The sequence below is a fragment of the Streptomyces sp. NBC_01591 genome (genome assembly GCF_035918155.1).
In the GTDB taxonomy this organism is placed as follows: Bacteria; Actinomycetota; Actinomycetes; order Streptomycetales; family Streptomycetaceae; genus Streptomyces.
Genome location: NZ_CP109328.1, coordinates 528995 through 549643, shown reverse-complemented (window position 1 = coordinate 549643; position 20649 = coordinate 528995). Strand labels below are relative to the sequence as shown.

At 67.8% G+C, this 20649-nt stretch carries 21 protein-coding genes and 1 pseudogene; 11 read left to right on the top strand and 11 right to left on the bottom strand.

All coding sequences use genetic code 11. From position 1 onward, the window contains the following. Positions 1-18 precede the first annotated feature (18 nt). On the bottom strand, positions 19-1872 hold the full coding sequence (locus tag OG978_RS43510) for a B12-binding domain-containing radical SAM protein (protein WP_326770617.1): 1854 nt from the start codon (positions 1870-1872) through the stop codon (positions 19-21). Positions 1873-1919: 47 nt separating this feature from the next. Next, positions 1920-2912 carry a thymidylate synthase gene (locus tag OG978_RS43505; protein ID WP_326770616.1) on the bottom strand — a complete coding sequence of 331 codons (993 nt, stop codon included), beginning with the start codon at positions 2910-2912 and terminating at the stop codon, positions 1920-1922. 622 nt (positions 2913-3534) lie between these two features. Here OG978_RS43505 and OG978_RS43500 point away from each other — a divergent pair. From OG978_RS43500 to OG978_RS43485, 4 genes are read left to right on the top strand one after another with little or no spacing between them, the layout of a single operon-like run. Next, the gene (locus OG978_RS43500; RefSeq protein WP_326770615.1) at positions 3535-4137 is read left to right on the top strand and encodes a hypothetical protein; all 603 of its coding nucleotides are present in this window, start codon (positions 3535-3537) and stop codon (positions 4135-4137) included. Positions 4138-4178: 41 nt separating this feature from the next. After that, complete coding sequence (locus tag OG978_RS43495; RefSeq protein WP_326770614.1) at positions 4179-4919, top strand: energy-coupling factor transporter transmembrane component T family protein; 741 nt, start codon at positions 4179-4181, stop codon at positions 4917-4919. Continuing rightward, the gene (locus tag OG978_RS43490; protein ID WP_326770613.1) at positions 4916-5788 is read left to right on the top strand and encodes an energy-coupling factor ABC transporter ATP-binding protein; all 873 of its coding nucleotides are present in this window, start codon (positions 4916-4918) and stop codon (positions 5786-5788) included. Before OG978_RS43495 ends, OG978_RS43490 begins: the two co-directional genes overlap by 4 nt. Next, positions 5785-6600 carry an energy-coupling factor ABC transporter ATP-binding protein gene (locus OG978_RS43485; RefSeq protein WP_326770612.1) on the top strand — a complete coding sequence of 272 codons (816 nt, stop codon included), beginning with the start codon at positions 5785-5787 and terminating at the stop codon, positions 6598-6600. Before OG978_RS43490 ends, OG978_RS43485 begins: the two co-directional genes overlap by 4 nt. 36 nt (positions 6601-6636) lie before the next feature. Here OG978_RS43485 and OG978_RS43480 read toward each other — a convergent pair whose 3' ends face one another. Then, a complete protein-coding gene (locus OG978_RS43480; RefSeq protein ID WP_326771057.1) occupies positions 6637-7212 on the bottom strand; it encodes a TetR/AcrR family transcriptional regulator in 576 nt (191 codons plus the stop codon). A 112-nt stretch (positions 7213-7324) separates the two neighbouring features. On the opposite strand from OG978_RS43480, the gene OG978_RS43475 reads away from it, so the two are divergent. After that, a complete protein-coding gene (locus OG978_RS43475) occupies positions 7325-8401 on the top strand; it encodes a saccharopine dehydrogenase family protein (RefSeq protein WP_326770611.1) in 1077 nt (358 codons plus the stop codon). A 195-nt stretch (positions 8402-8596) separates the two neighbouring features. Here OG978_RS43475 and gap read toward each other — a convergent pair whose 3' ends face one another. From gap to OG978_RS43455, 4 genes are all read right to left on the bottom strand, one after another. Beyond that, complete coding sequence (gap, locus tag OG978_RS43470; RefSeq protein ID WP_326770610.1) at positions 8597-9595, bottom strand: type I glyceraldehyde-3-phosphate dehydrogenase; 999 nt, start codon at positions 9593-9595, stop codon at positions 8597-8599. A gap of 103 nt (positions 9596-9698) precedes the next feature. After that, entirely contained in the window at positions 9699-10655 is a 957-nt protein-coding gene (locus OG978_RS43465) for a GlxA family transcriptional regulator (RefSeq protein ID WP_326770609.1), read from the bottom strand. A 130-nt stretch (positions 10656-10785) separates the two neighbouring features. Further along, on the bottom strand, positions 10786-11253 hold the full coding sequence (locus tag OG978_RS43460; RefSeq protein ID WP_326770608.1) for a GNAT family N-acetyltransferase: 468 nt from the start codon (positions 11251-11253) through the stop codon (positions 10786-10788). A 160-nt stretch (positions 11254-11413) separates the two neighbouring features. After that, complete coding sequence (locus OG978_RS43455) at positions 11414-11905, bottom strand: FBP domain-containing protein (protein ID WP_326770607.1); 492 nt, start codon at positions 11903-11905, stop codon at positions 11414-11416. 71 nt (positions 11906-11976) lie between these two features. Here OG978_RS43455 and OG978_RS43450 point away from each other — a divergent pair, with 71 nt between their 5' ends. The 4 genes and pseudogenes from OG978_RS43450 to OG978_RS43435 all read left to right on the top strand — a co-directional run. After that, positions 11977-12546 (top strand): TetR/AcrR family transcriptional regulator, encoded by a 570-nt coding sequence (locus OG978_RS43450; protein ID WP_326770606.1) that lies wholly within the window; start codon positions 11977-11979, stop codon positions 12544-12546. An 87-nt stretch (positions 12547-12633) separates the two neighbouring features. Beyond that, the gene (locus tag OG978_RS43445) at positions 12634-13812 is read left to right on the top strand and encodes a GDSL-type esterase/lipase family protein (protein WP_326771056.1); all 1179 of its coding nucleotides are present in this window, start codon (positions 12634-12636) and stop codon (positions 13810-13812) included. 370 nt (positions 13813-14182) lie between these two features. Then, positions 14183-14326: a hypothetical protein gene (locus OG978_RS43440; RefSeq protein ID WP_326770605.1), complete on the top strand. Its 144-nt coding sequence runs from the start codon at positions 14183-14185 to the stop codon at positions 14324-14326. Between the two features lie 193 nt (positions 14327-14519). Further along, positions 14520-14783 (top strand): annotated as a pseudogene (locus tag OG978_RS43435) (MmyB family transcriptional regulator); the annotation flags it as partial. Positions 14784-14831: 48 nt separating this feature from the next. Here OG978_RS43435 and OG978_RS43430 read toward each other — a convergent pair. After that, positions 14832-15380 (bottom strand): DUF1062 domain-containing protein, encoded by a 549-nt coding sequence (locus OG978_RS43430; protein ID WP_326770604.1) that lies wholly within the window; start codon positions 15378-15380, stop codon positions 14832-14834. Positions 15381-16058: 678 nt separating this feature from the next. Then, the gene (locus tag OG978_RS43420; protein ID WP_442817882.1) at positions 16059-16376 is read right to left on the bottom strand and encodes a beta/gamma crystallin domain-containing protein; all 318 of its coding nucleotides are present in this window, start codon (positions 16374-16376) and stop codon (positions 16059-16061) included. A 761-nt stretch (positions 16377-17137) separates the two neighbouring features. Between OG978_RS43420 and OG978_RS43415 the strand changes: the two genes are divergently transcribed. Both OG978_RS43415 and OG978_RS43410 read left to right on the top strand, forming a co-directional pair. Further along, positions 17138-17653: a hypothetical protein gene (locus tag OG978_RS43415; RefSeq protein ID WP_326771055.1), complete on the top strand. Its 516-nt coding sequence runs from the start codon at positions 17138-17140 to the stop codon at positions 17651-17653. A gap of 471 nt (positions 17654-18124) precedes the next feature. Then, positions 18125-18973, top strand: a complete 849-nt coding sequence (locus OG978_RS43410) for an alpha/beta hydrolase (RefSeq protein WP_326771054.1) — start codon at positions 18125-18127, stop codon at positions 18971-18973. 886 nt (positions 18974-19859) lie between these two features. Here the strand turns inward: OG978_RS43410 and OG978_RS43405 are convergent. Continuing rightward, positions 19860-20153 (bottom strand): hypothetical protein, encoded by a 294-nt coding sequence (locus OG978_RS43405; RefSeq protein ID WP_326770602.1) that lies wholly within the window; start codon positions 20151-20153, stop codon positions 19860-19862. Further along, complete coding sequence (locus OG978_RS43400) at positions 20150-20425, bottom strand: hypothetical protein (RefSeq protein ID WP_326770601.1); 276 nt, start codon at positions 20423-20425, stop codon at positions 20150-20152. Before OG978_RS43400 ends, OG978_RS43405 begins: the two co-directional genes overlap by 4 nt. Positions 20426-20649 lie beyond the last annotated feature (224 nt).

Sequence of the window (20649 nt, the reverse complement as noted above, 5' to 3'; positions counted from 1 at the left end):
CGGTTTTCGGGGAGTGGTTCACGACACCGCCGCCTCGGACAGGGGCTCGGCCGCGCTGTTGCGGACCGTGCCCCATCGCTTCGCCGAGGTCTCGTGGATGTACCAGATGTCATCCTCCGTCAGAAGCTGGGAGACGACCTCCGGATAGGCTTCCTCGAAGTACGTGTAGGGCGGGCGGTTCTGCTTGCGTGAGTGGTAGTCGAGCCGGTCCTGGCCGTGGGCGGCGGTGATGGCCGTGCCGGGGTGGTAGGTCAGGATGTTGGGGCTCGCCATGATCAGCAGGTTGTCGTCGATGAGCCGGCCGATCTGCTCGATGGTCTCCTCGATCGTGTTCCGGTCCTCGCCGTCGAGGCCGAAGAGCACCGAACTGCCCACGCGGATCCCGTGGGCCTTGATGGTCTGAAGGGCCTCACGGACCTTGCCGACCCACGGTTCGGGGTTTCTGCGCAGCAGGTTCTTGCCGACGTGGGCCATCACCTGGTCGGCCATGCTCTCGATGCCGATGTAGATGTAGGTGCATCCGCTCTCACGCATCAGGTCCAGACCGGCCTTCACCTGTGCCCACTTGGCCCGGTTGAGCACGACGTCGACGGTGAGCTGGGCGCCCCACTCCAATGGGCCGTCCGCCGGGTCCGCCGCGCGCTGGGCGCTCAGGTCGTGGCAGAAGTCGATGACGGCCTTCCAGTTGCCGCCCCAGAAGACGGGGTCGTCGAAGAAGACGGCCTCGGCCCCCCAGCTCATCAACTGCCTTACGCGGGAGGCCACATGCTCGGTCTCGCTCACCGCGAACCGGGTGGGCCGGTTGGAGACCTGGATGCTCTCGGAACAGAAGGTGCATTTGAACGGGCACGAGTCCAGGGTCATCATGTGCGCCGTACGGCTGCCGAGCCCCGTTCCCCCGAAGACGTCGAACCGGGACCGGATGGAGAACGCCTCGTACGGTGAGCAGATCTCGGCCGACGAGAGCCGTCTGCCCAGGACGGGTACGACGATGGCCTCGTCCGCCTCCAGCCCGACGATCGTGGCGGCGCCGACGAGCTCGTCGCGTTCGCGCGCGATGAGACAGAGTGCGTCGACGATCTCGCGCACCGGGGTCCTCCCGGCCTCCGGGCCGGCGCACAGCGCGACGGCCTGCAACAGCAGGTCGAGGCCGGGCGCGCCGTCGCCGGAGACCAGGAAGTCGACCACCGGCTCGAAGCGCCCGTCACCGATCACCTCGACCGTGCCGCACCAGGCCAGATCGACGCTCTTGGAGGCCTGGTTGTAGCGCAGCGTCTCGTCGGTGTGCCGGCCGCCGAGAATCACCAGGCAGCCGGGCGCGTGGCGTTTGGCCAGTTCCGCCATCTCCAGGGCGTAGCGGTGGCCCGCGGAGACCGCGCTGAGCAGCACGACCTCGGGACGCAGCGCTTTCACTTCGGCGACGTAGCGCTCGCGCGCCTGCTCGTCCCAGACCCGCGGGTCGAAGACCTTGCCGTCGGTCGTCGGGTTGTCGGCGATCAGGCCCTGCCGCCGGCCGCCGGCCGCCCTGCGGTACTCGTCGTCGGGGTAGACGCCCCAGTCCGGGTAGACGTCGTCGAGGTCCGGCTCGGCCGGCAGCCCCGCGGTCCGCCGTCCCACCGAGCGCGCGATGTTCAGGGACAGGGCCGCGTACAGACACATCGGGTCGCCGGGGTAGGCGACTTCACCGCCGCGGCTGGTGGCGACCGGCACCAGGGCGGCCATGATCGGGTAGCGGTACGCCGCGTCGCCCGCGGATGGGGACGAGTGCGCTAATCGCTCACGTCTGCGCGCGAGGCGCGTTGCCAGCGTCTCCTCGGGCACGCCGGGCTGGGGACAGAGGGGGTCCGACGGCTCCCGCACCGTAATCCTCACGTATGCGTCTCATTCCTCTTGCAAATGGGGATGCTGGTGATGGGGCGTCAGATGGCGGCGATCAGGTCGGCCACTTCGCGGGAGGCGGCCGGCGACTGCACCACGACGGTCGCCTCGCCGAGCTTGCGGTACGCGAGAGTGGCAAGGCAGGCGCGCGCCACATCGGCGAAGCCGGACAAGGTCTCGGTCGCCGCGATCTTGTCGACGGCGGCCTTGTCCCCGGCCCCGACGGCCTCCCGCAGGTGGCGCTCGACGTCGATCAGCTCGCGGGCCGTCTCGCGTGCGCCGTCGGCGGATCCGGGGAAGGCGGGAAGCCGGGCGGGGGTCGGCGGCTCGGCCACGATCTTGCGGGCGAGCTCCACTTCGTTCTCGTAGAAGTGGAACGTGCCCGACTGGTGGATGTAAGGACCGACGGCCACGTTCAGCAGCGAGGCGGCGTACTGGTGCATACCCATGAACAGGAAGGCGTCGTAGGGCAGGACCGTCAGGGCCTGCTGGGCGCGCATCACGGTGATCCAGGTCAGGGCCCCGTCGCGGAGGAAGAGCTGAACGCCGACAGCGCACGGATACTCCCGTGACATGCGGAAGTTGTCCTCCGGCTCCAGCACCAGGGCGAAGGTGCGGCGGTGCGCCGGGTCCTTGCGGATCCGCTCGACGACGGCTTCCAGTTGGTCTCCGCTGGAGGTCAGCAGCCGGTGGCCGAACGCGCCGCTGAGCGTGTGCTGGTCGTCGGAGTACTCATGCGCCCCGCGCCGGTAGTAGGCCGGAGTGTCGACGTCGTTGCGGCCGTCGAGCGACCAGGCCAGCAACCCGAAACAGTACGACAGGTTCACCGGCAGAGCCGGCGTCACCGCGAGGGAGGACTGCGGGTCGTTCACCCGCAACGTATTGGCTATCAATTCGCGGTAAGGACGGTCGTTCTTGCCGAAATCGGATGCTTTGGACAGCGGGTCGACAACCGAGGGAACCTCTTTCCCTTCGGTGAGGACAGCGTGCAGACCGCCCAGATAGGCGTCCGCAAAGGATTCATAGGTGGACAAAGCGACCTTCCCTCTTTGAGTAAAACCGCACAACGACAACGCCGTGCGCGACAGCCAGAAAGCGGAGGGGGCGGAAGGGTCCTCGCCGAAGGGGGGGTGGTGGATGGCGTCACACCTTGTGCGCGCAGTACCGAAACCTTAAATCCGAGTAAAGGCGAACCGAACTATCAGTCACTACGACCAGCTCCCCCCGGTCAGCGCTCCGACCCCGCAGCCCGGCCGACACTTCCAGCCCAGAAGGCCGCTTGTCAACGAATAATTCCCCGTCAAAACAAGATCGAGCCACCTTGCCGACGCGCCCTTGTGGCCCCCGGACGATCATGTTAGCGTCCAGCCCGTAACTCACCTGTAATACTTTCTTCGGTCCATTTCCCCTCTCGAGAGAAAGGGGGCCAAAAAGGGGCGGAATAACGCGATGACGGACCTTGATAAAGTCGGATCGCTGTATCTTTCCGAACGGTGGCGCATTGGTTCAGGCGCCCTAGTTATCGTTATTACTTACGCGGGTCTCATCATTGCGCGACCCACTTCGTCGCACGGAGTGGGCGGTTCCGCGGCACTTCTCGCACTGGTCGGCTATACCGTCGGCGCCATGTTGATCGTGTCCGGTTCCATGGCGAGAATGCCCACCTCGACAGTGGCGCTGCTCCCCATGGCGATCACCACCAACATCGTGATGGGGAAGATCGTCTACTTCAGCGGAATTCCGCTTCAGCTCGACTCCATCGGCACCGTGCTGGTGGCGGTTCTCGCAGGTCCGGCCGCCGGTGCGGCCACCGGGGCGCTCGCCAACATCATCGTCGGAATGACGATCACGCCCGGCGCGCTGCCGTACGCCGTCACCGCCGCGGCGATCGGATTCACCGCCGGCGTCTTCGCCCGTTACGGCTGGTTCCGCAGAACTGCCACCGCTCTTCTGGCCGGTGTGTTCATCGGTGTCATAGCCGGCACGATCTCCGCGCCGATCACGGCGTTCGTATTCGGGAACGCGAGTGGCTCCGTCGGCCAGTCGGCGCTCATCGCGACTTTCCAGGCCTACGGGCACGGGATGCTGAAAGCGGCCAGCCTCCAGGGACTGGTCGCCGACCCCCTCGACAAGGCGCTGACCGTCGCTCTCGCCCTCGCCATCCTCGGCGGGCTGCCGGCCAGTTTCCGCCACCGCTTCCCCTTCGCCAGACAGCACGGTGTATTCGGCCGCAGCTCCGTCGCCGCGAAGGGGGTGTGAGTGCCATGGCCCTCGCCCTCGCAGTCCGGAGCCAAAGCGCGATGCACCGGCTGAATCCAGTCACCAAACTCGTCTTCGCCCTGACGACCACCGTCGCTGCTTTCGCCCTGACCATGGTCTGGTGGCCACTGCTGCTGCTTACCGTGACCGTGCTCCCGGCCGTCCTGGCCGCCGGAGTGCTGCGCCGGTTCCTCAGACTCATGCTGGTCTTCTACACGCCCGTACTCGTCGTGGTCTTTCTCATCCAGGGGCTGTTCTTCCCGGAGCCATCCGCGATCGTCGCCCAGTGGGGCCCCCTGAGCGTGAAGCAGGAAGGTCTGATCTTCGCCGCCCAGACCTCGCTGCGCATTCTGGTGCTCATGGGGGGCTTCTTCTTCCTGATGCTCACCACTCACCCCGGAACGCTGATGAGTGCCATGGCCCAGCGTGGAATGTCGTCGAACACGGGTTACGTCGTCTCCACCACCCTTCAGATCATTCCGGCCTTCCGCGGCCGGGCGCAGAGCATCCTGCGGGCCCAGCAGGCCCGCGGCCTGGAGCTGCGGACCGCGCGCCAGCGCGCCAGGGCCCTGCTGCCCATGGTCGGACCGCTGATCCTGGGCGCGTTCGCCGAAGTCGAGGAGCGGGCGGCCGCGATGGAGGCCCGCGCTTTCGGGGCGACCCGCAAACCCACCGCTCTTGTTCCCGTTCCGGACACGCGCGCCCAGCGTGCGGCCCGAATCGTCATGTGCGTCATCGCCGCGGGCGCTGTCGCGGTCAACGTACTGGGAGTCGTACGGTGATTGAGTTCGAAGACCTGTCCTATGCCTATCCGACCGCGAACGACGCCGCACTGCGCTCGATCACTCTGACTGTTCCGGCCGGGCAGATCTGCGGAGTTGTCGGGGCGGCGGGAGCGGGCAAGACCACCCTGGCCGGAGCGATCAGCGGCACGATCCCGCATCTGTCCGGCGGCGAACTGGTGGGCCAGGTGAAGGTCGGCGGCCGGATCGTCCCCGAGACGCCGGTCAATGAACTGGCGGGCACGGTGGGCATGGTGCTGCAGAACCCGTTCAACCAGATATCCGGCGCCAAGTTCACCGTCCGCGAGGAACTCGCCTTCGGCCTGGAAAACCTGGGGGTGGCGCGCGAGGAGATGATCCGGCGGGTCGACGACGTGCTGCACGAGCTGCGTATCGACGAGCTCGCGGACCGCTCGCCCTACGAACTCTCCGGCGGCCAGCAGCAGATGGTGGCGCTCGGCTCGATGCTGGCGATGCGGCCGTCGGTGCTGGTGCTCGACGAGCCGACCTCCCAGCTGGACCCGGCAGGCAGCCGCCTGGTCTTCGATGTGCTGGAAGGTCTCAGAGGCCGGGGCATCACGGTGGTGCTGATGGAGCACAAACTGGAGCAACTGGCCCGGTTCGCCGACCGGTTGCTGGTACTGGCCGAAGGCCGACTGGTCCTGGACGGGCCGCCGGACGTCGTACTCGCGGATCCGCGGCTCGACGAATGGGCGGTGGGCACGACCCGCTACACCCGCGCGGCGCGACTGGCACAGGAACAGGGACTGTGGCCCGACGGCCGCTCGCTGCCCGTCTCTCTCGAACCCGCGGTGGCCGGTTTCGCGGCCATGTCCCGCAGCGCGATCGCCACCGGAGGTCTCTCATGACCATACGTGTCGAAGACCTGGTCTACCGCTATCCCAACGGCGCCCTGGCATTGGACCGGGTGTCGGTCACCATCGACCCCGGCGAGCGGGTGGCGATCGTCGGGTCCAACGGCGCCGGCAAGAGCACATTCGCCCGGCACCTCATCGGAATCGCCCGGCCGTCGAGCGGAAGCGTGTGGCTGGACGACTGGAACACGGCCGACCACTCGGTGGCCGAACTGGCCCGGAAGGTCGGATACGTCTTCCAGAATCCGCACGACCAGCTCCATGCCCGCTCGGTCGAGGCGGAGGTCCGGTTCGGGCCGCGCAACCTCGGCTTCTCGGCCGGGCGCACGGCGGAGCTGGTCGCCTGGGCCATGGAGGCGATGGGCCTGACGCAACTGGCCGCGGCGCATCCGCACCACCTCTCGCTGGGCGACCGCAAGCGCGTCACCCTGGCGTCCGTGCTCGCGATGGACTCAGCGGTCGTGGTCCTCGACGAGCCCACCACCGGTCAGGACCACCGGTCCGTCGAGGCGATCGGGGGGCTGGTGTCCGAGCTGGCGGGACGCGGCAAGACGGTCCTCGCCATCACTCACGACATGGACTTCTGCGCCGAGAACTTCGACCGGGTGCTGGTCATGGCCGAGGGCCGGATCCACCTGGACGTGCCGACGACCGACTGGCTGGGGCCGGACCGGGAACTCGAGCGGTACGGCCTGGAGCCACCGCAGATCACACGCCTCGCGCGCGGCCTGGACTGGCCGGAGCCCGTCGCCACCGTCGGGCAGTTCATGGAGCGGCTGCCGGGTTACGTGGGGTCGGCCGACTGAGCCCGACGCGATCTTCCAGCGGTGCCGACCGGGGCCTCATGGGAGCAGCTGCCGTACGAGTGTGTCCGTGGCCCACTGCTCCCATCGTGACGGGGACCAGCCGCGGCCGGTGATCAGCAGGCCGTAGGTTTCCGGGCCGAGAATCGCCAGTGCGACATCGGCGGCCGACGCGGCATCGTGTCCGTCCCGCAGCGATCCGCCGGCTTTTTCCGTGAGGGCCTGGGCGAAGCGGAGCTGAACGGCGTACCGCTGCTCCTGGTTGATCCGCCACAGCTCGGCCAGTGCCGGGTCCGAGGCCGCCGCGCCGCGTACGACTTCCAGGACCGGCGCGGCGCGTTCCAGGATCCGGCGGGCTCCGGCGGCCTGGAGGGCGAGCTGCGCGGCCGGGTCCGGCTCCTCGACGACCTGCCGGGCCCAGGGTCGGTCCAGGGTCGCCACCTGGTCCGAGTCGCCGGCGATCGTGCTGTCCAGGACTTCCTTGAGCAGGGCGCGTTTGTTGCGGAAGGTGAAGTAGACGGTCTGCGTGCCGACTTCCGCGGAACGGGCGATGTCCTCCACTGTCGCACCGGCCCAGCCGCGCTCGATGAAGAGCCGGGTGGCCGCGTCAAGCATCCGCAGGCGCGTGCGGCGGGCCTTCTCCGCGCGGGTGACGGGGGCTGTCACGTGCACTCTCCTTGTTTCCACATTTTGACTGTAGTGACACTACAGTGTATTTCATTGGAGCATGACTACAGCGAAAATTGGTGGTTCCACGGGACGGATCCTGGTCGTCGGCGGCTACGGATCCGTCGGCGCGACCGTGACGTCCACACTCGACACATGGTTTCCCGGCCGGGTGATTCCCGGCGGGCGCGATGAGGCGCGGGCACGGCAGAGCGGGGGAGTCCGGGTCGACGTGTCCGACACCGACGACTTCCGGGAAGTGCTGGACGGGCTCGGCGATGTCGCCGTAATCGTTCTGTGCGTCGAGCCCCCGGACGCGGGCGCCGCCCGGATCTGTCTGGAACGCGGGATCCACCTCGTCGACGTCGGAGCCACCCGGCGGCGGCTCGACGCGGTTGCGGAACTGAACGATCTGGCTGTCGACGCCGGAGCCACCGCACTGCTCAGCGTCGGAGTCGCTCCCGGCCTGACGAACCTGCTCGCCCGACGTGCTCATGACGCCGTCGACGGCGCCAGGAGCCTCCGCCTGACGGTGCTGCTCGGCTCCGGTGAACGGCACGGAGTCGACGCCGTGCGCTGGACGGTCGAAGGTCTGGCCGAGCCCGCCACCGCTCCCCCGGAGCGGGCCGCCCTCCCCGGCTTCGGAACCCGGACCGCGCACCAGTTCCCGTTCTCCGATCAGCACACGCTGCCGCATACTCTCGGCGTGCCGGACGTGACCACCCGGCTCTGCCTCGATTCGCGGCCGCTGACCGGGATGCTGTTCGCTCTGCGGCGTGCAGGACTGTTGCGCGTCGCTCGCCGGCCAGGTGCGCGGCGGATGCTGACCGGTCTCTTCCGCCGCATCCACACCGGCGGTGACGCCTTCGCCGTACGGGCCGACGCCCGGAACGGTGACCGGCACGCCGCGTACGGCCTCTCCGGGCGTGCGCAAAGCCGCGTCAGTGGCCTGGTCGCTGCCTATGTCGCCCGGGAACTGATGGGCGGCACCCTGCCCGCCGGGGTCCATCACATCGAGCAACTGCCGGTTCTCGACGGTCTCCTGGAATGGCTGGGCTCGCACGGCGTCGCGACGCTGCGCCTCGACCGGCGGGCGGACAGCGGATCCGGCGCTCACGGCCACCGAAAGGAAACGTGAATTCCCTGTGGATCGGGTGACAGGCGGAGCCGCCCGCGACCGACGCGAGCGCCAGGTCGACCAGCGTCCGCACCGGCCCGTCCATCGGACTGTTGTGACTGAGCGCTCCAGTCGGCCCGACTGACCGACCAGAGCGCTCACAGAAGGTGCTGGGCGGCACGGTCACCGGAGGTGGGGTACCGCCCTGGCGTCCGGTCAGCGGGTGGCGAGGAGCTCGAGCGTATCGATCACGCGGTTCGAGAAGCCCCACTCGTTGTCGTACCAGGCAACCACCTTGACGTGGCGCCCGTCGACGCGGGTGAGGGCCGAGTCGAAGATCGACGAAGCCGGATTGCCCGTGATGTCGGACGACACGAGCGGGTCGTCCGAGTACTCGAGTACGCCGGCGAGCGGCCCCTCCGCTGCGACGCGGTATGCGGCCAGCACCTCGTCGCGCGTCACGTCGCGGGTGACAGTTGTGTTGAGTTCGACGATCGAGCCCACCGGAACCGGCACGCGGATCGAGTCACCCGACAGCTTGCCGTCGAGGTTCGGCAGCACGACGCCGATCGCCTTGGCGGCGCCCGTCGTGGTCGGCACGATGTTGACAGCGGCGGCACGGGCCCGGCGGGCGTCACGGTGCGGACCGTCCTGCAGGTTCTGCTCCTGCGTGTAGGCGTGCACCGTCGTCATGAAGCCGTGCTCGATACCGGCGAGGTCGTCGAGCACCGCAGCCAGCGGCGCCAGCGCGTTGGTCGTGCACGAGGCGTTCGAGACGATGGTGTGCACGTCCGGGTCGTACGCATCCGTGTTGACCCCGAACGCGAGCGTGACGTCGGCGCCCTCCGACGGAGCGCTGACGAGCACCTTCTTCGCGCCCGCGTCGAGGTGGCCGCGGGCGGCCTTGGCCGACGTGAAGCGGCCGGTCGCCTCGAGCACGATGTCCACGCCGAGCTCGGCCCACGGCAGCTGCGCCGGTTCGCGCTCGGCGAGCACCGTGATGCGGCGGCCGTCCACAACGAGGGCGTCCCCATCGACGGTCACCGGGCGACCGAGCCGGCCGGCCGTCGAGTCGTAGGAGAGCAGCCGCGCGAGGGTGACGGGCTCCGTGAGGTCGTTGACGGCGACGACCTCGAGGTCGCTGTCGCGCTCGAGCAGCGCGCGGAGCACGTTGCGTCCGATGCGGCCGAATCCGTTGATGGCGATGCGAGTCATGAATGGTGTCCCTTCGGTTCGCCATCAATTTCGCGTGTTGCGTCCGCCCGCGACAGCGGCATGATCGCCACGGTTCAAAAGGATCTCGCCACGTGGCAGCGGACTACTCGCCCTGGGTGAAGGTGCGCCGGTACTCGCTCGGTGTCGTGCCGAGGATCCGCTGAAAGTGCAACCGCAGATTGGCACCGGTGCCGAGACCGACGTCGGTGGCGAGCTGCTCGACGCTCCGCTCCGAACGCTCGAGCAGCTCGCGGGCCAGGTCGATGCGGGCACGCATGACCCACTGCATCGGCGTGTATCCCGTGTCCTCGACGAAGCGCCGCGAGAACGTGCGCGGCGACACCGCCGCATGCCGGGCGAGCGCCTCCAGGGTGAGGGGCTCGCCGAGCCGGTGCAGCGCCCACTCGCGGGTGGCGGCGAACCGCTCGCCGAGTGGCTCGGGCACGCTGCGTGGCACGTACTGCGCCTGACCGCCGCTGCGGTAAGGGGCCGCGACAAGGCGCCGGGCCGCATGGTTCGACGCGGCCACTCCGAGGTCGCCGCGCAGGATGTGCAGGCACAGGTCGATGCCCGAGGCGGCGCCGGCCGACGTCAGCACGCTGCCCTCGTCGACGAACAGAACGTTCTCGTCGACCTGAACGAGCGGATGCCGTGCCACCAGTGCCCGCGTGTAGTGCCAGTGCGTCGTGGCGCGCCTGCCGTCGAGCAGGCCCGTGGCGGCGAGCGCGAAGGCGCCCGTCGAGATGGCGGCGAGCCGCGCGCCCCGGGCATGGGCAGCGATCAGTGCGTCGAGGACGGCCCGCGGGGGGTCGTCGCGGTCCGGAAACCGGTAGCCGGGGACGAAGACGATGTCGGCCCACGCAAGTGCGTCGAGGCCGTGGGCGACGCCGTACGACAGGCCGTCGCCGCCGGTCACGAGACCGGGTGCCGCCCCGCACACCCGCACCTCGTACGGCATGCTCGCGCGGGTCGCGAAAACCTGCGCGGGAATTCCGACATCGAGCGGCTTCGCACCTTCGAGCACAAGGACGGCGACGCGATACAGGCGGGAGGCTGGCACGGGAGAAAGGCTACGTGGGGTGTGCCTTCGATACGCCAGCGGGCATGGTCCGCGATTGAGGCCGCGCGGGCCCATCGGGACGACACATCCCATGAACCCGTGCGGTCCGCTTCACGTCACAGGTCACCGATCACAGGTGCATCCGCCCGGTCTGCGGTCGGCAGAGGTAGAACAGCTCGGGGTCGCCCTCGTCGAGGCCGTGGAGAAGGCCGACCGGGCTCCATCCGGCTCGTTGGAGCAGTCGCTGCATCGGCTGGTTGGAGACGTTGGTCGAGGTGAACAGTTTCGAGGTCGTGCACGAGGCAGCCACGGCGTCCAGCAACCGATGACCAACCCCTCTGCCGCGGGCCGATGGGGCCACCATCAGCATTGTGACGAAGCCCTGTTCGAAGAACGTGTACTCAACCACGCAGTAGCCGACCAGGCCGGACGCGTCTTCCGCTACGACCACCAGGCCCTGCTCGCACCACCTTCGGATGCTCGCCCGTCGCCCGACGTCACCTTCGACCGCGACCGCGTCGATTTCGACCAGCGCGTCCGACTCCGACTCACTCGCGCGGCGCACAACGAACTCACCGGGGCCCACTGCATCATCCATGAGCCCATGCTGTCAGTTCACACCAGAAGCCCGCCCTGCCCCCCTCCCCCGGTCCTCTATCGCGGCTCGGAGCGGACGAACATGCCCCAGCCGATGATCGACACGTTGAACAGCACAGTGAACGCGACAACTCACAGCGTGATGTGCGTGGCTGGTTGTGTCATGCGGTGACCTTGGCGATGAACGCCGTGAGGTTCGTAACGGTCCGCTGGATCTTCTCCTCCAAGGTGAGCGACTCGTGGAGCCGTGCACCGATGCCTGCGTCTTTCTTGCCCCGCACGTACAGCGGGCAGGCGAGGTCGCTGCATATGTAGGCGACCACGGAGTTGCCCTGCTGTCCCGCCTTGCCGGCTTTCGCGGCGACCATGAGCGAGACGCCGCCGGTGTGGGTGGTGATGCACATCGAGCACATGCTGCGCCGCGTTTGCCAGGAGGTGGTGCTGGGGCAGCGCAGGGCCAGCGCCATCAGGCGGCCGTCCAGCTCGGTGGCGAGGTAGGCCCGGTCGGGGGCTTGGGGGTCCCTCCAGCCGAGGAAGTCCAGGTCGTCCCAGGGTCGCTCGGCCAGGTCGTGGGGGATGAACAGGCGCTTGGCCTCGCCCTTGGTGCAGTTCACGAAGGCGGTGCGGATCTCCCGCGCGGTCAGGGGTCTCATAAACGGCAGGCTAGTTTGCCTAAAAGCTTTAGGCAAATGCATAATGATTCTCGCTAGATAGGAGGAAGGTTATGGCTAGAGTAGGACTGACATCGGAGCGTCTGACCCTGGCAGGGGCGGAACTGGCCGACGAGGTCGGTTTCGATCAGGTGACCGTCTCGGCGCTCGCCCGGCGGTTCGACGTCAAGGTCGCGAGTCTGTACTCGCACCTGAAGGGCTCCCAGGACCTCAAGACCAGGATCGCGCTGTTCGCGCTGGAGGAACTCGCCGACCGGGTCGCCGATGCCCTGGCCGGACGTGCCGGCAAGGACGCCCTGGCCGCCTTCGCGGATGCCTACCGCGACTACGCCCGGGAGCACCCCGGGCGCTACGCCGCCGCCCGTCTCAGGCTCGATCCCGAGACGGCGGCCGCCAGCGCCGGGGTGCGGCACGCACAGATGACGCGGGCGATCCTGCGTGGCTACGACCTGACGGAGCCGGACCAGACGCACGCGGTCCGGATGCTGGGCAGCGTCTTCCACGGCTACGTCAGCCTGGAGCTGGCCGGCGGCTTCGAGCACAGCGCCCCCGACGCGCAGGAGTCCTGGGCCTGGATCGTGGGCTCCCTCGACGCTCTGCTACGGAACCGCGCCACACGCTGACCGGATGAGGGCCGCACCGCCGGAGGCGGTAGGCCGCGCCGGGCACCGGCGCATCTGATACCAAAAATCTTGAGCAAGGCTGAGGCCATGAACACCGAGCACGACTGGATCACCACACCTGTCACCGCAGATATCCTGCGCGGTCACCTCGACGTGGAAGCGACCGCACACGGTCTTTTGCCGCATCGTCTGCCCGCCCGGGCGCGCCGGCAGATGCCTGACGACCAAATGGCCACGGCCGAGGCCCAGCCCTCCGGCGTGCGGTTGGCTTTCCGCACCCGGGCCACGAACATCGATCTGGACACGCTGCCCACCAAGCGGGTCCACCGAGGTTTTCCGGCCCCGGCCGACGGCGTGTACGACCTGCTGGTCGATGGCCGTCTCGCTGCCCAGGCCACGGTGGCGGGCGGAAACGTGCGCACGATCACCGACATGATCACCCAGTCCTCCGAGCTGTCCGAGGGGCCTGTCGGCACCGCCCGGTTCACCGGTCTGCCCGGGCATGACAAGGACGTCGAGATCTGGCTTCCGCATACGGAGATCACCGAGCTGATCGCCCTGCGCACCGATGCCCCCGTCGAGCCGGCGCCGGACCGCGGGCGCAGGGTGTGGCTGCACCACGGCAGTTCCATCAGCCACGGCTCGAACGCCGCCCACCCGACCGCAATCTGGCCGGCCCTGGCAGCCGCCCGGGGCGGAGTGGAGCTGGTCAACATGGGGTTCGGCGGCAGCGCGCTGCTCGATCCGTTCACCGCCCGTGCGATGCGGGACACCCCCGCGGACCTGATCAGCCTGAAGATCGGCATCAATGTCGTCAACAGCGACGTGATGCGCCTGCGTGCCTTCGGCCCTGCGGTGCACGGATTCCTCGACACCATCCGCGAGGGGCATCCGACCACGCCGCTGCTGGTCGTGTCGCCCATCCTGTGCCCGGTCCAGGAGGACACCCCCGGCCCTCTCGCACCCGACTTCGACGGCGGGACCTTGCGGTTCAGGGCCACGGGCGATCCGGCCGAACGCGCCGCCGGACGCCTGACGCTCAACATCATCCGCGACGAACTCGCCCGGATCGCCGAACAGCGGGCGGCCGACGACCCGAACCTGCACTACCTCGACGGCCGTGACCTCTACGGCGAGAAGGACTACGCCGAATTCCCGCTGCCCGACGAGGTCCACCCTGATCCGGCAGGACACCGCCGCATCGGCGAGAACTTCGGGCGGCTCGCGTTCGGCGAAGGCTCCCCCTTCGCGACCAAGACCGGCTGACACCGAAGTCGGCGGCGGTCAGGTCCTGTCCGGGCGGGGAAGGACGCAGCCGGGCTTCGTCCGCGCGGCCAGGCTTCGTCCGGGCAGCCGGGCTTCGTCCGGGCAGCCGGGCTTCGCGTCCGCATCGAATGCCACTAGGAACCACCTGTGTTCGATTCACCTGATCTCGATTCGGCACCGTACGGCGATATCGACATGGCGAAGTACGTACGGCGCAGCTACTGCAGCTGGAATGACGCCAACTGGCGATCGCTGCTCGTGCAGAGTTACGCGCACGCGCGCCAAGTCGAGGACCTGCTGCTGCCTGGAACCTCCGACCTGCATCTCGTGCTGTGCACGGCGGGACAAGCCGTCATCCGCCGGACTGGGCATGGACGACCCGGTCGTCGAACACCTCCTGCGGTCGCTGCCGGCCCACCGGGAGGCGGGTGACCTGTACGCCGAGTCGGCTGCGGCGTTCCTCGCGGGTCCGCGCAGGTACGTGGCCCCTGTGGTCACCGATCGACGCCGTTGAGGTCGGAGTCGGCGCTCCGGGCGATCCGCAGCAGGCCGGAGACACCAGAGTCTTTCGTACCGGCCGAGCCGTCTCGCACGAGAGGATCGTTGAGCTGATCACCGACAGGCGGTTCGTGTACGAGAACGTGAGCGGACCGTTCCGCTTCTACCGAGGTTCCGTCGAACTGGCACAGCCACGTGAAGGCGGCACCGGTGAGCTGTCACTTCAGGACCCCGACTTCCGGCGGTGGTGGGGCGCCCATCACGCCGCCGTCCAGGTCACGGGCACGAAAGTCCTGCACCATCCGATCGTCGGCCGGCTCACCCTCGACTGGTCCTTCCTCACCTGCACCGAAGACCCCGACCAGCAACTCATCACCCTGACCGCCGAGCCCGGCACACCCAGCCACGACCGTCTGCGCATCCTCGCTTCATGGGCCGCGCAATCCGCCGGCCACCCCGTGGGAGACCGCTGAGGCCTGTCCGGCAGAGCTCGCCGGACAGGCCCTGGTCCAGAGGAGGGCTCAGCGCTTGAGCGTGAAGGTGAAGTCGCCGGAGAGCTTGCCGCTCAGCCGGACTGCCGAAACGAGACTCCCCTCCGTGATCAGTCTCTCGACCTCGGCCCGCGAAAGACCGCAACCTTCAGCGATCAGTCGCACCGGCCGGACAGGGATCCGCGCCGCAAAGCGGACCGAGACGTCGATCACCTCGCGGTCCAGGTGATCCGATCCGCCGGTGTCGAGGCGCCAAGCGTTGTCCCAGTCGAGGGCGATGCGATTACGGCGCCGCACGACCGGATCCTGGAGCAACTCAGCCGTCAGACCAAGGTCGTTGTCATGCAGCCGGTCCAGCAACTCAGGCCGTACGGAGCGCACATTCACCCGCTCCAGGACCGTGAGCTTTGCAGTCTCCCCGCAAGCGGTACAGAGCACGAGGAGCCAGGCGTCGAGGAGCTTGTGGTTTGCGTTGACGCGGAATTTGCCGCTCGCCCGGAAGCGCTCGGACGCGCACGTGTGGCAACGGCGGAGGACGAGAGGCAGGCAGGTGGGCATGACAACCCAGTTGTTGAGCACAGAAGTACACCGGTTCCAGTGAGAAGACCGCAGCAGAAATCAGCACGGCGCACATGTGCGACGCGCGACAGATCAGCACTCGGGAGGTCTCACAAGGTGTACAACGGCATGTCCTTGACCAGACGACTTGGCTCGGCAGCACGGTAATGGCGCACAGCGGCACTGCTCCACTGGATTTCGGGCGCCTCACCGCCAGGTTCTGTCCGGCGGATCATGGGCGGAGCCGGGTCCGGAGCCGGAACCGGAGCCGGAACCGGAACCGGATCGAGGCAATGACGACGGTGACGGTGACGGTGGGCCCTCAACAATGTTCGTATGCCCATCACTTCGCAGGCCCGCTCGGTTCCGCGGACTGCCGCCCGAGCTCGGCTTCGTCCACCGGCACGTGCCGTGGCCCCGGAGCGTTCCTCTCGACATGCATCTCGCCAACCTCGCCGGCTACTCCGACTTCCTCGTCCTCGGCAAGGAAGCGACGAACACCTTTGTTGCCAAGGAGCGCGACCTACAGGAGAGGTGGCGGCACACCGAAGCTCCGGCGGTTCAGGGTGACTTGGGAAGGTCACCCCGTTCGACCGGAGCTTCGTTGCGTCCGTAGCGGGCCGACGCGGACTCCTCAGCCCGTTACGGCCTGCGGATGCCTGTGCTCAGCGGGACTTCGAACGTCCCCGGAAGCAGCCCTTACAGAATTTCGATGGCCTTGACCTTCGGCGTATTCGTGTACTTGATATTACTCCACCGCGGGATTTTCACCACATCGCCATTGGCGTCGTAGTACTTCACGTCGTTGTTCCCCGTGGAGATCTGGTCGATCCACCAATTACCGAAGTCGATCTTTCCGCCATTCGCGTAGCAGTCCACGCTCTGACGATCACCGCTGTGCGACCAGATCTTCAAGAAGTCTGCGTCGGGGTCGCAGGTGACGTGGTCAATGGCGGAAGCCGTTCCGACCGGCCCGGCCAGGGTGAACGTGGCGGCTACGGCCAGCGCTGCGGCCATGGTGCGCGCAACGCTCCTCTTCCTCGAGAACATATTTTCCCTTGAGTTGAATATGGAACCAAGAACCCACTTTGCCATTATGGGCGCATCGGTACTTAATAAGCATCTTACGAAGCGGCCCACCCCTTCGGGAGAACCCCGGAAGAAATCACCTGATCGTGAGCATCCGACCGAATACACCGGGGCTCGATGCAGCCATGAACCCACAATTTCGATAAAACACACATTCGGGTATTCCGAATTTCTGGTTCGATTTCCGCGAGTGGCTGCAACTGCACCGCGGAGCGTTGATCAGGCCGCTCAGATCCCCGCCGCCACGCTGGTCCGTGATCCTCCGTGATCGTCCGTGATCGACGGGCAGTACCGACCAGAAGCTCCGAGCCCGCTGCACTCCGGTCCTGCCCGTCCCGCAATGGCACGGGGACATACCGGCCGTACCGCGCCCGTCAGGGAGACCGGACCCTGCGGGTATGCGCCCACGACGCCAAGCAGCCTGAATGCCTCGCAGCGGGCCTACGAGGGCAATGCGCTGCCACCCAGATCACAGATGCCCCCGACACCACGGTCACAACGATGCAGAAGCTACGCGTAGTTGTGGGTCCCGTCCTTGAATTCGGCGATCGCACCTGCCGGGTGCGGCGCGCTGACGGCCCTGCACACGCCGGTGGTGTGGGGCGCGCACGCGGTTGTCGCCTCGGGCCTGCCTGGGCGGCCGGGACCAGGGCGTGTGTCGGAAGTGTTCTACGTTGGCTCGTGTGAGCATGCAGGGGCGCAGTTATCGGTACGTGGGGCCGGCTGATCTGAAAGCTGCGGTCCGGCCCGGCAGTGGCGGCTGTCGGATCGGCTCGGCGGCTGACTTCAACAGCTGGATTTCAGAGCGATCGGCGGCCGAGCTTGTCGAGCCGTTCACCTTCGTGGTCGACATGGAAGGCATGCTTCGGCTGGCGCCACGACGAAGCGAGCATGTGGCCTGTGCCGGTGGCGGATCGGTCCTGAGCGCCGGCGAGGTCGGATTCAACCGCCAGGCAGGCCGGTGGGTCGTGGGCGATGTCAGCAACCACTCGACCGGGTACTGCCCGGACACCAGTTCATGGCCGGCGGTCGCCCAGGCCCTGGATTGCGTAAGGCTCGGGCGGCCGTCCGGCTTCACCCACGCGGTGGTGTTCCGACGCTGTCCTGACTGCCAGGAACACTCGATCGTGCGTGAAGACGACTTCGTCTGTGTCTTCTGCGGCAGCGATCTGCCCACGGCATGGAACGTGAACCCCGCTGATTGATGCCGCACTCGACTGCGTGCCGGGCCTTGTGGTCTTCCGAGTCGAACTTCGGCGGACGACCACCGCGGGAGCCGTGCTTCACCCGCATGTTGGACACGCTGCTGCGGCACGTGCGAGCCCTCGGAGAACGCACGCCGCCGAACTACGTCCCACCCACGAACCGGTACGCCAGTTGGCCGACATGCTCGACGACCGCGACGCCTCACACCTACCGACATGGCTCGACGAAATCCCCTACAGCGGGCTCGCGACCTCGCGGGAATCAACTCCGCCCTGCGCGAAGACCAGAACGCTGTCGTCCAGGGAATCCCGCCTACGACTCCGGCGTCGACGGAGGCCGCATCACCGACGTTCGCAAGCTCGCGAGCAGATCGACTCTGAACGGCCTCAACGAATTGCTGTGACCAGCACTTTCACAACAGACCCTAAACCCCTTTGAGTCGGGTCGCGATCCCTCCTAGGTTGGCCCGCGTGACGATCGAGGTGCCCTACCAGCCGCTTCCGATTCACCAGTCAGACGTTCGCTACGCCCACGGCCCCGACTCTGCTGCACAGCCCGGCGTGCCCGCCGGCGAGACGATCGAGTTCGACTGGAACGACAGCGCGATCTACCCCGGCACGTCCCGGAAGTTCTGGGTCCACGTGCCCGCACGTTACAACCCTTCCAAGCCGGCGTCGCTCATGGTGTTCCAGGACGGATGGTGGTACCTGGACCCGGATGGGGAAGTCCGCGGCGCGATCGTCCTGGACAACCTCGTCCACCGGGGTGACATCCCGGTCACCATCGGGGTGTTCGTCGACCCTGGTGTCTTCCCCGGCGCTGAGGATCCGAAGAACCGCAACACCGAGTACGACGCGTTCGACGATCGGTACGTCAACTTTCTCCTGAGCGAGATCATCCCTGAGGTCACGAAGCGCTACTCGATCGCCGAGGACCCCGATCGGTGGGGCATCTGCGGTGGCAGCAGCGGCGGCAACTGTGCCTTCACCGCAGCATGGCTGCGCCCCGACAAGTTCCGCCGGATCACCGCGTTCCTGTCCAGCTTCACGCAGATGCCCGGCGGCAACCCCTACCCCGAACTCATTCCCCGCGTTCCCCGCAAGCCGCTGCGCGCTTTCCTTCAAGCCGGCCATCGTGACCTGCGCTGGAACGAGCCCGAGAGGAACTGGCTCGCCAACAACCTGCGCGTCGCGGCCGCGCTCGCGGAAGCCGGCTACGACTTCCGCCTGGTCCTGGGCGACGGCGGTCACAGCCCCAACCATGGTGGCGTCCTGCTCCCCGATGCCCTCCGCTGGGTGTGGCGGTCCGGCAAGGGCTGAGTACCGCCAGGTGTTGATTGCGATTTTTCGAGACAGTACGGGACCGGGGCTCGCCGGGCCGCTCCTCCGGTTGCCAGTGCGCACCGAACAGCAGCTGACCGACCCGTACGACCGCAGTGTGGGAGATGACCGCACCGGGGTGCGGCGTGACCCGGGGCAGCTGGACCGTCTTGCCCTGGCGGACGATCTCGTAGCTCGGAGAAGGAAGCCGGGGATGGGCCCGGGGGCCGCGAGGTCGACCACCCGGTGCCACGCCGCAGCGGCCTGCTGCCACGCCTGCGCTGAGCCCGCTTCGAGCCGGTCCCGCATCCGGCCGATGACCTGTTCCACCCAGGCGCGCGGGCCGGCGCCGCCCAGCAAGGTGTCGATGATGCGGGCGGCGAGAGCGTCCGGGTCGGCGCCGTCCGCGTTGCCGCGCAGGGACTCCCCGATGAGCGCGTAGTAGACCCGGCGCACCCAGTCGAGGTCGGCCGCTTCTTCGATGAGCTTGTCGGTCTGGGCCCGCTTCAGCACGGCGGTGCGGCGGCGGGTGATGTCCTGGTGGAGGACGGCGGCCTCGTCGCAGCTCTGCGAGACAGCAGCGCGACCAGCAGCCCGACCAGGGAAACGAGCAGGTCCTCCACGCGGGTGCGTCGCTCGGAGACGTGGCTGTCGAGGAACCCGGGTCCAGGAGTGGACCCCGAACGACAGATCCGGCAGGTCGATCCTGGGGAGCATCGCCTCCGTGGTGTTCTTCAGCCAGGTCAGCGGCTCCGGCTCACCCACCGCGCCGAGCTTGTCCACCGACAACTTGGCGCGTCCGCCGCCCTCGGGAACGACAATCTCCACCTTCGCAGCCTCGCCGCCCAACACTTCCCTGCCGGGGGTCGCTTCTGTGATGAGCCTGTCAGCCGAGCCAGAGGAGGTCCGTCACCCGGAACTCTCGCAGGCCCGAGTACTGGGTGTAGCTGATCAGGACCGGGAGCCGGGGGACGTCGAGGTTGTACCGGCCATCTCCCATGGGCAGGCCGGGCGGCTCCTTGTCGGCGTCGATCGCGGCGCCGGCCTCGATGGCAAGGGCCCGGAGGAAACGCACCAGTTGGTCGTGCAGTTCGCGGTCTTCGCTGCGGATCGTCTCCAGGACACCGGCAGGGTCCTCTGCAAGGAACAGGGTCCAGCCTCGGCGGCCGGGAGCGCTCACTCGTTCTCACCGGTCAGGGGCGGAAGAGGGATGAGTCGGAGGCCTGCGGCGGTGTCCGCGAGGCGCTGGTCGCGGCCGGGACGGCTCTCGAACATCGCCTCCATCCACCACTTCCGCAGGACGCGGTTGATGGCCTCGCCCTCCTCGGCCCGGCCGATCTCCGCGTAGAACGCCATGCGCTTGGCCCCGGCCAGCGCGCCGGCCACCGCGTCGATCGTGTGCGGGATCGGGCGGACTCTCGGGTCCGAGGGGTGCTCCGGCTGGGCACTCACAGGTGTCCTCCTTCATCCGCGTCGGCCACTTGCCTAGGCCATCTTGACCCATACTCCCAGCAGTCCGGGCCCGAACGGACTGGCGCACGATCCGGAACACCCCGGGTTCGGAACGGGGGATATCCCCCAGCGCGGGCCGTCACCAGTCCGGCCTCGGCCCCTGGTCCGTGTCTCACAGACCCTCGCGAGTTCACCGAAACCGGCCGTGAGTGATGCTGGTGAGG

What these genes read in the sequence shown, in the direction of transcription:
- OG978_RS43445 (WP_326771056.1), top strand. Translation starts at nt 12,634, where the DNA reads ATGAACACCGAGCACGACTGGATCACCACACCTGTCACCGCAGATATC.
- OG978_RS43450 (WP_326770606.1), top strand. Translation starts at nt 11,977, where the DNA reads ATGGCTAGAGTAGGACTGACATCGGAGCGTCTGACCCTGGCAGGGGCG.
- OG978_RS43475 (WP_326770611.1), top strand. Translation starts at nt 7,325, where the DNA reads ATGACTACAGCGAAAATTGGTGGTTCCACGGGACGGATCCTGGTCGTC.
- OG978_RS43485 (WP_326770612.1), top strand. Translation starts at nt 5,785, where the DNA reads ATGACCATACGTGTCGAAGACCTGGTCTACCGCTATCCCAACGGCGCC.
- OG978_RS43500 (WP_326770615.1), top strand. Translation starts at nt 3,535, where the DNA reads ATGCCCACCTCGACAGTGGCGCTGCTCCCCATGGCGATCACCACCAAC.
- OG978_RS43480 (WP_326771057.1), bottom strand. Translation starts at nt 7,212, where the DNA reads ATGCTTGACGCGGCCACCCGGCTCTTCATCGAGCGCGGCTGGGCCGGT.
- OG978_RS43415 (WP_326771055.1), top strand. Translation starts at nt 17,138, where the DNA reads ATGCAGGGGCGCAGTTATCGGTACGTGGGGCCGGCTGATCTGAAAGCT.
- OG978_RS43495 (WP_326770614.1), top strand. Translation starts at nt 4,179, where the DNA reads ATGCACCGGCTGAATCCAGTCACCAAACTCGTCTTCGCCCTGACGACC.
- OG978_RS43455 (WP_326770607.1), bottom strand. Translation starts at nt 11,905, where the DNA reads ATGAGACCCCTGACCGCGCGGGAGATCCGCACCGCCTTCGTGAACTGC.
- OG978_RS43460 (WP_326770608.1), bottom strand. Translation starts at nt 11,253, where the DNA reads ATGGATGATGCAGTGGGCCCCGGTGAGTTCGTTGTGCGCCGCGCGAGT.
- OG978_RS43440 (WP_326770605.1), top strand. Translation starts at nt 14,183, where the DNA reads ATGGACGACCCGGTCGTCGAACACCTCCTGCGGTCGCTGCCGGCCCAC.
- OG978_RS43420 (WP_442817882.1), bottom strand. Translation starts at nt 16,376, where the DNA reads ATGGCCGCAGCGCTGGCCGTAGCCGCCACGTTCACCCTGGCCGGGCCG.
- gap (WP_326770610.1), bottom strand. Translation starts at nt 9,595, where the DNA reads ATGACTCGCATCGCCATCAACGGATTCGGCCGCATCGGACGCAACGTG.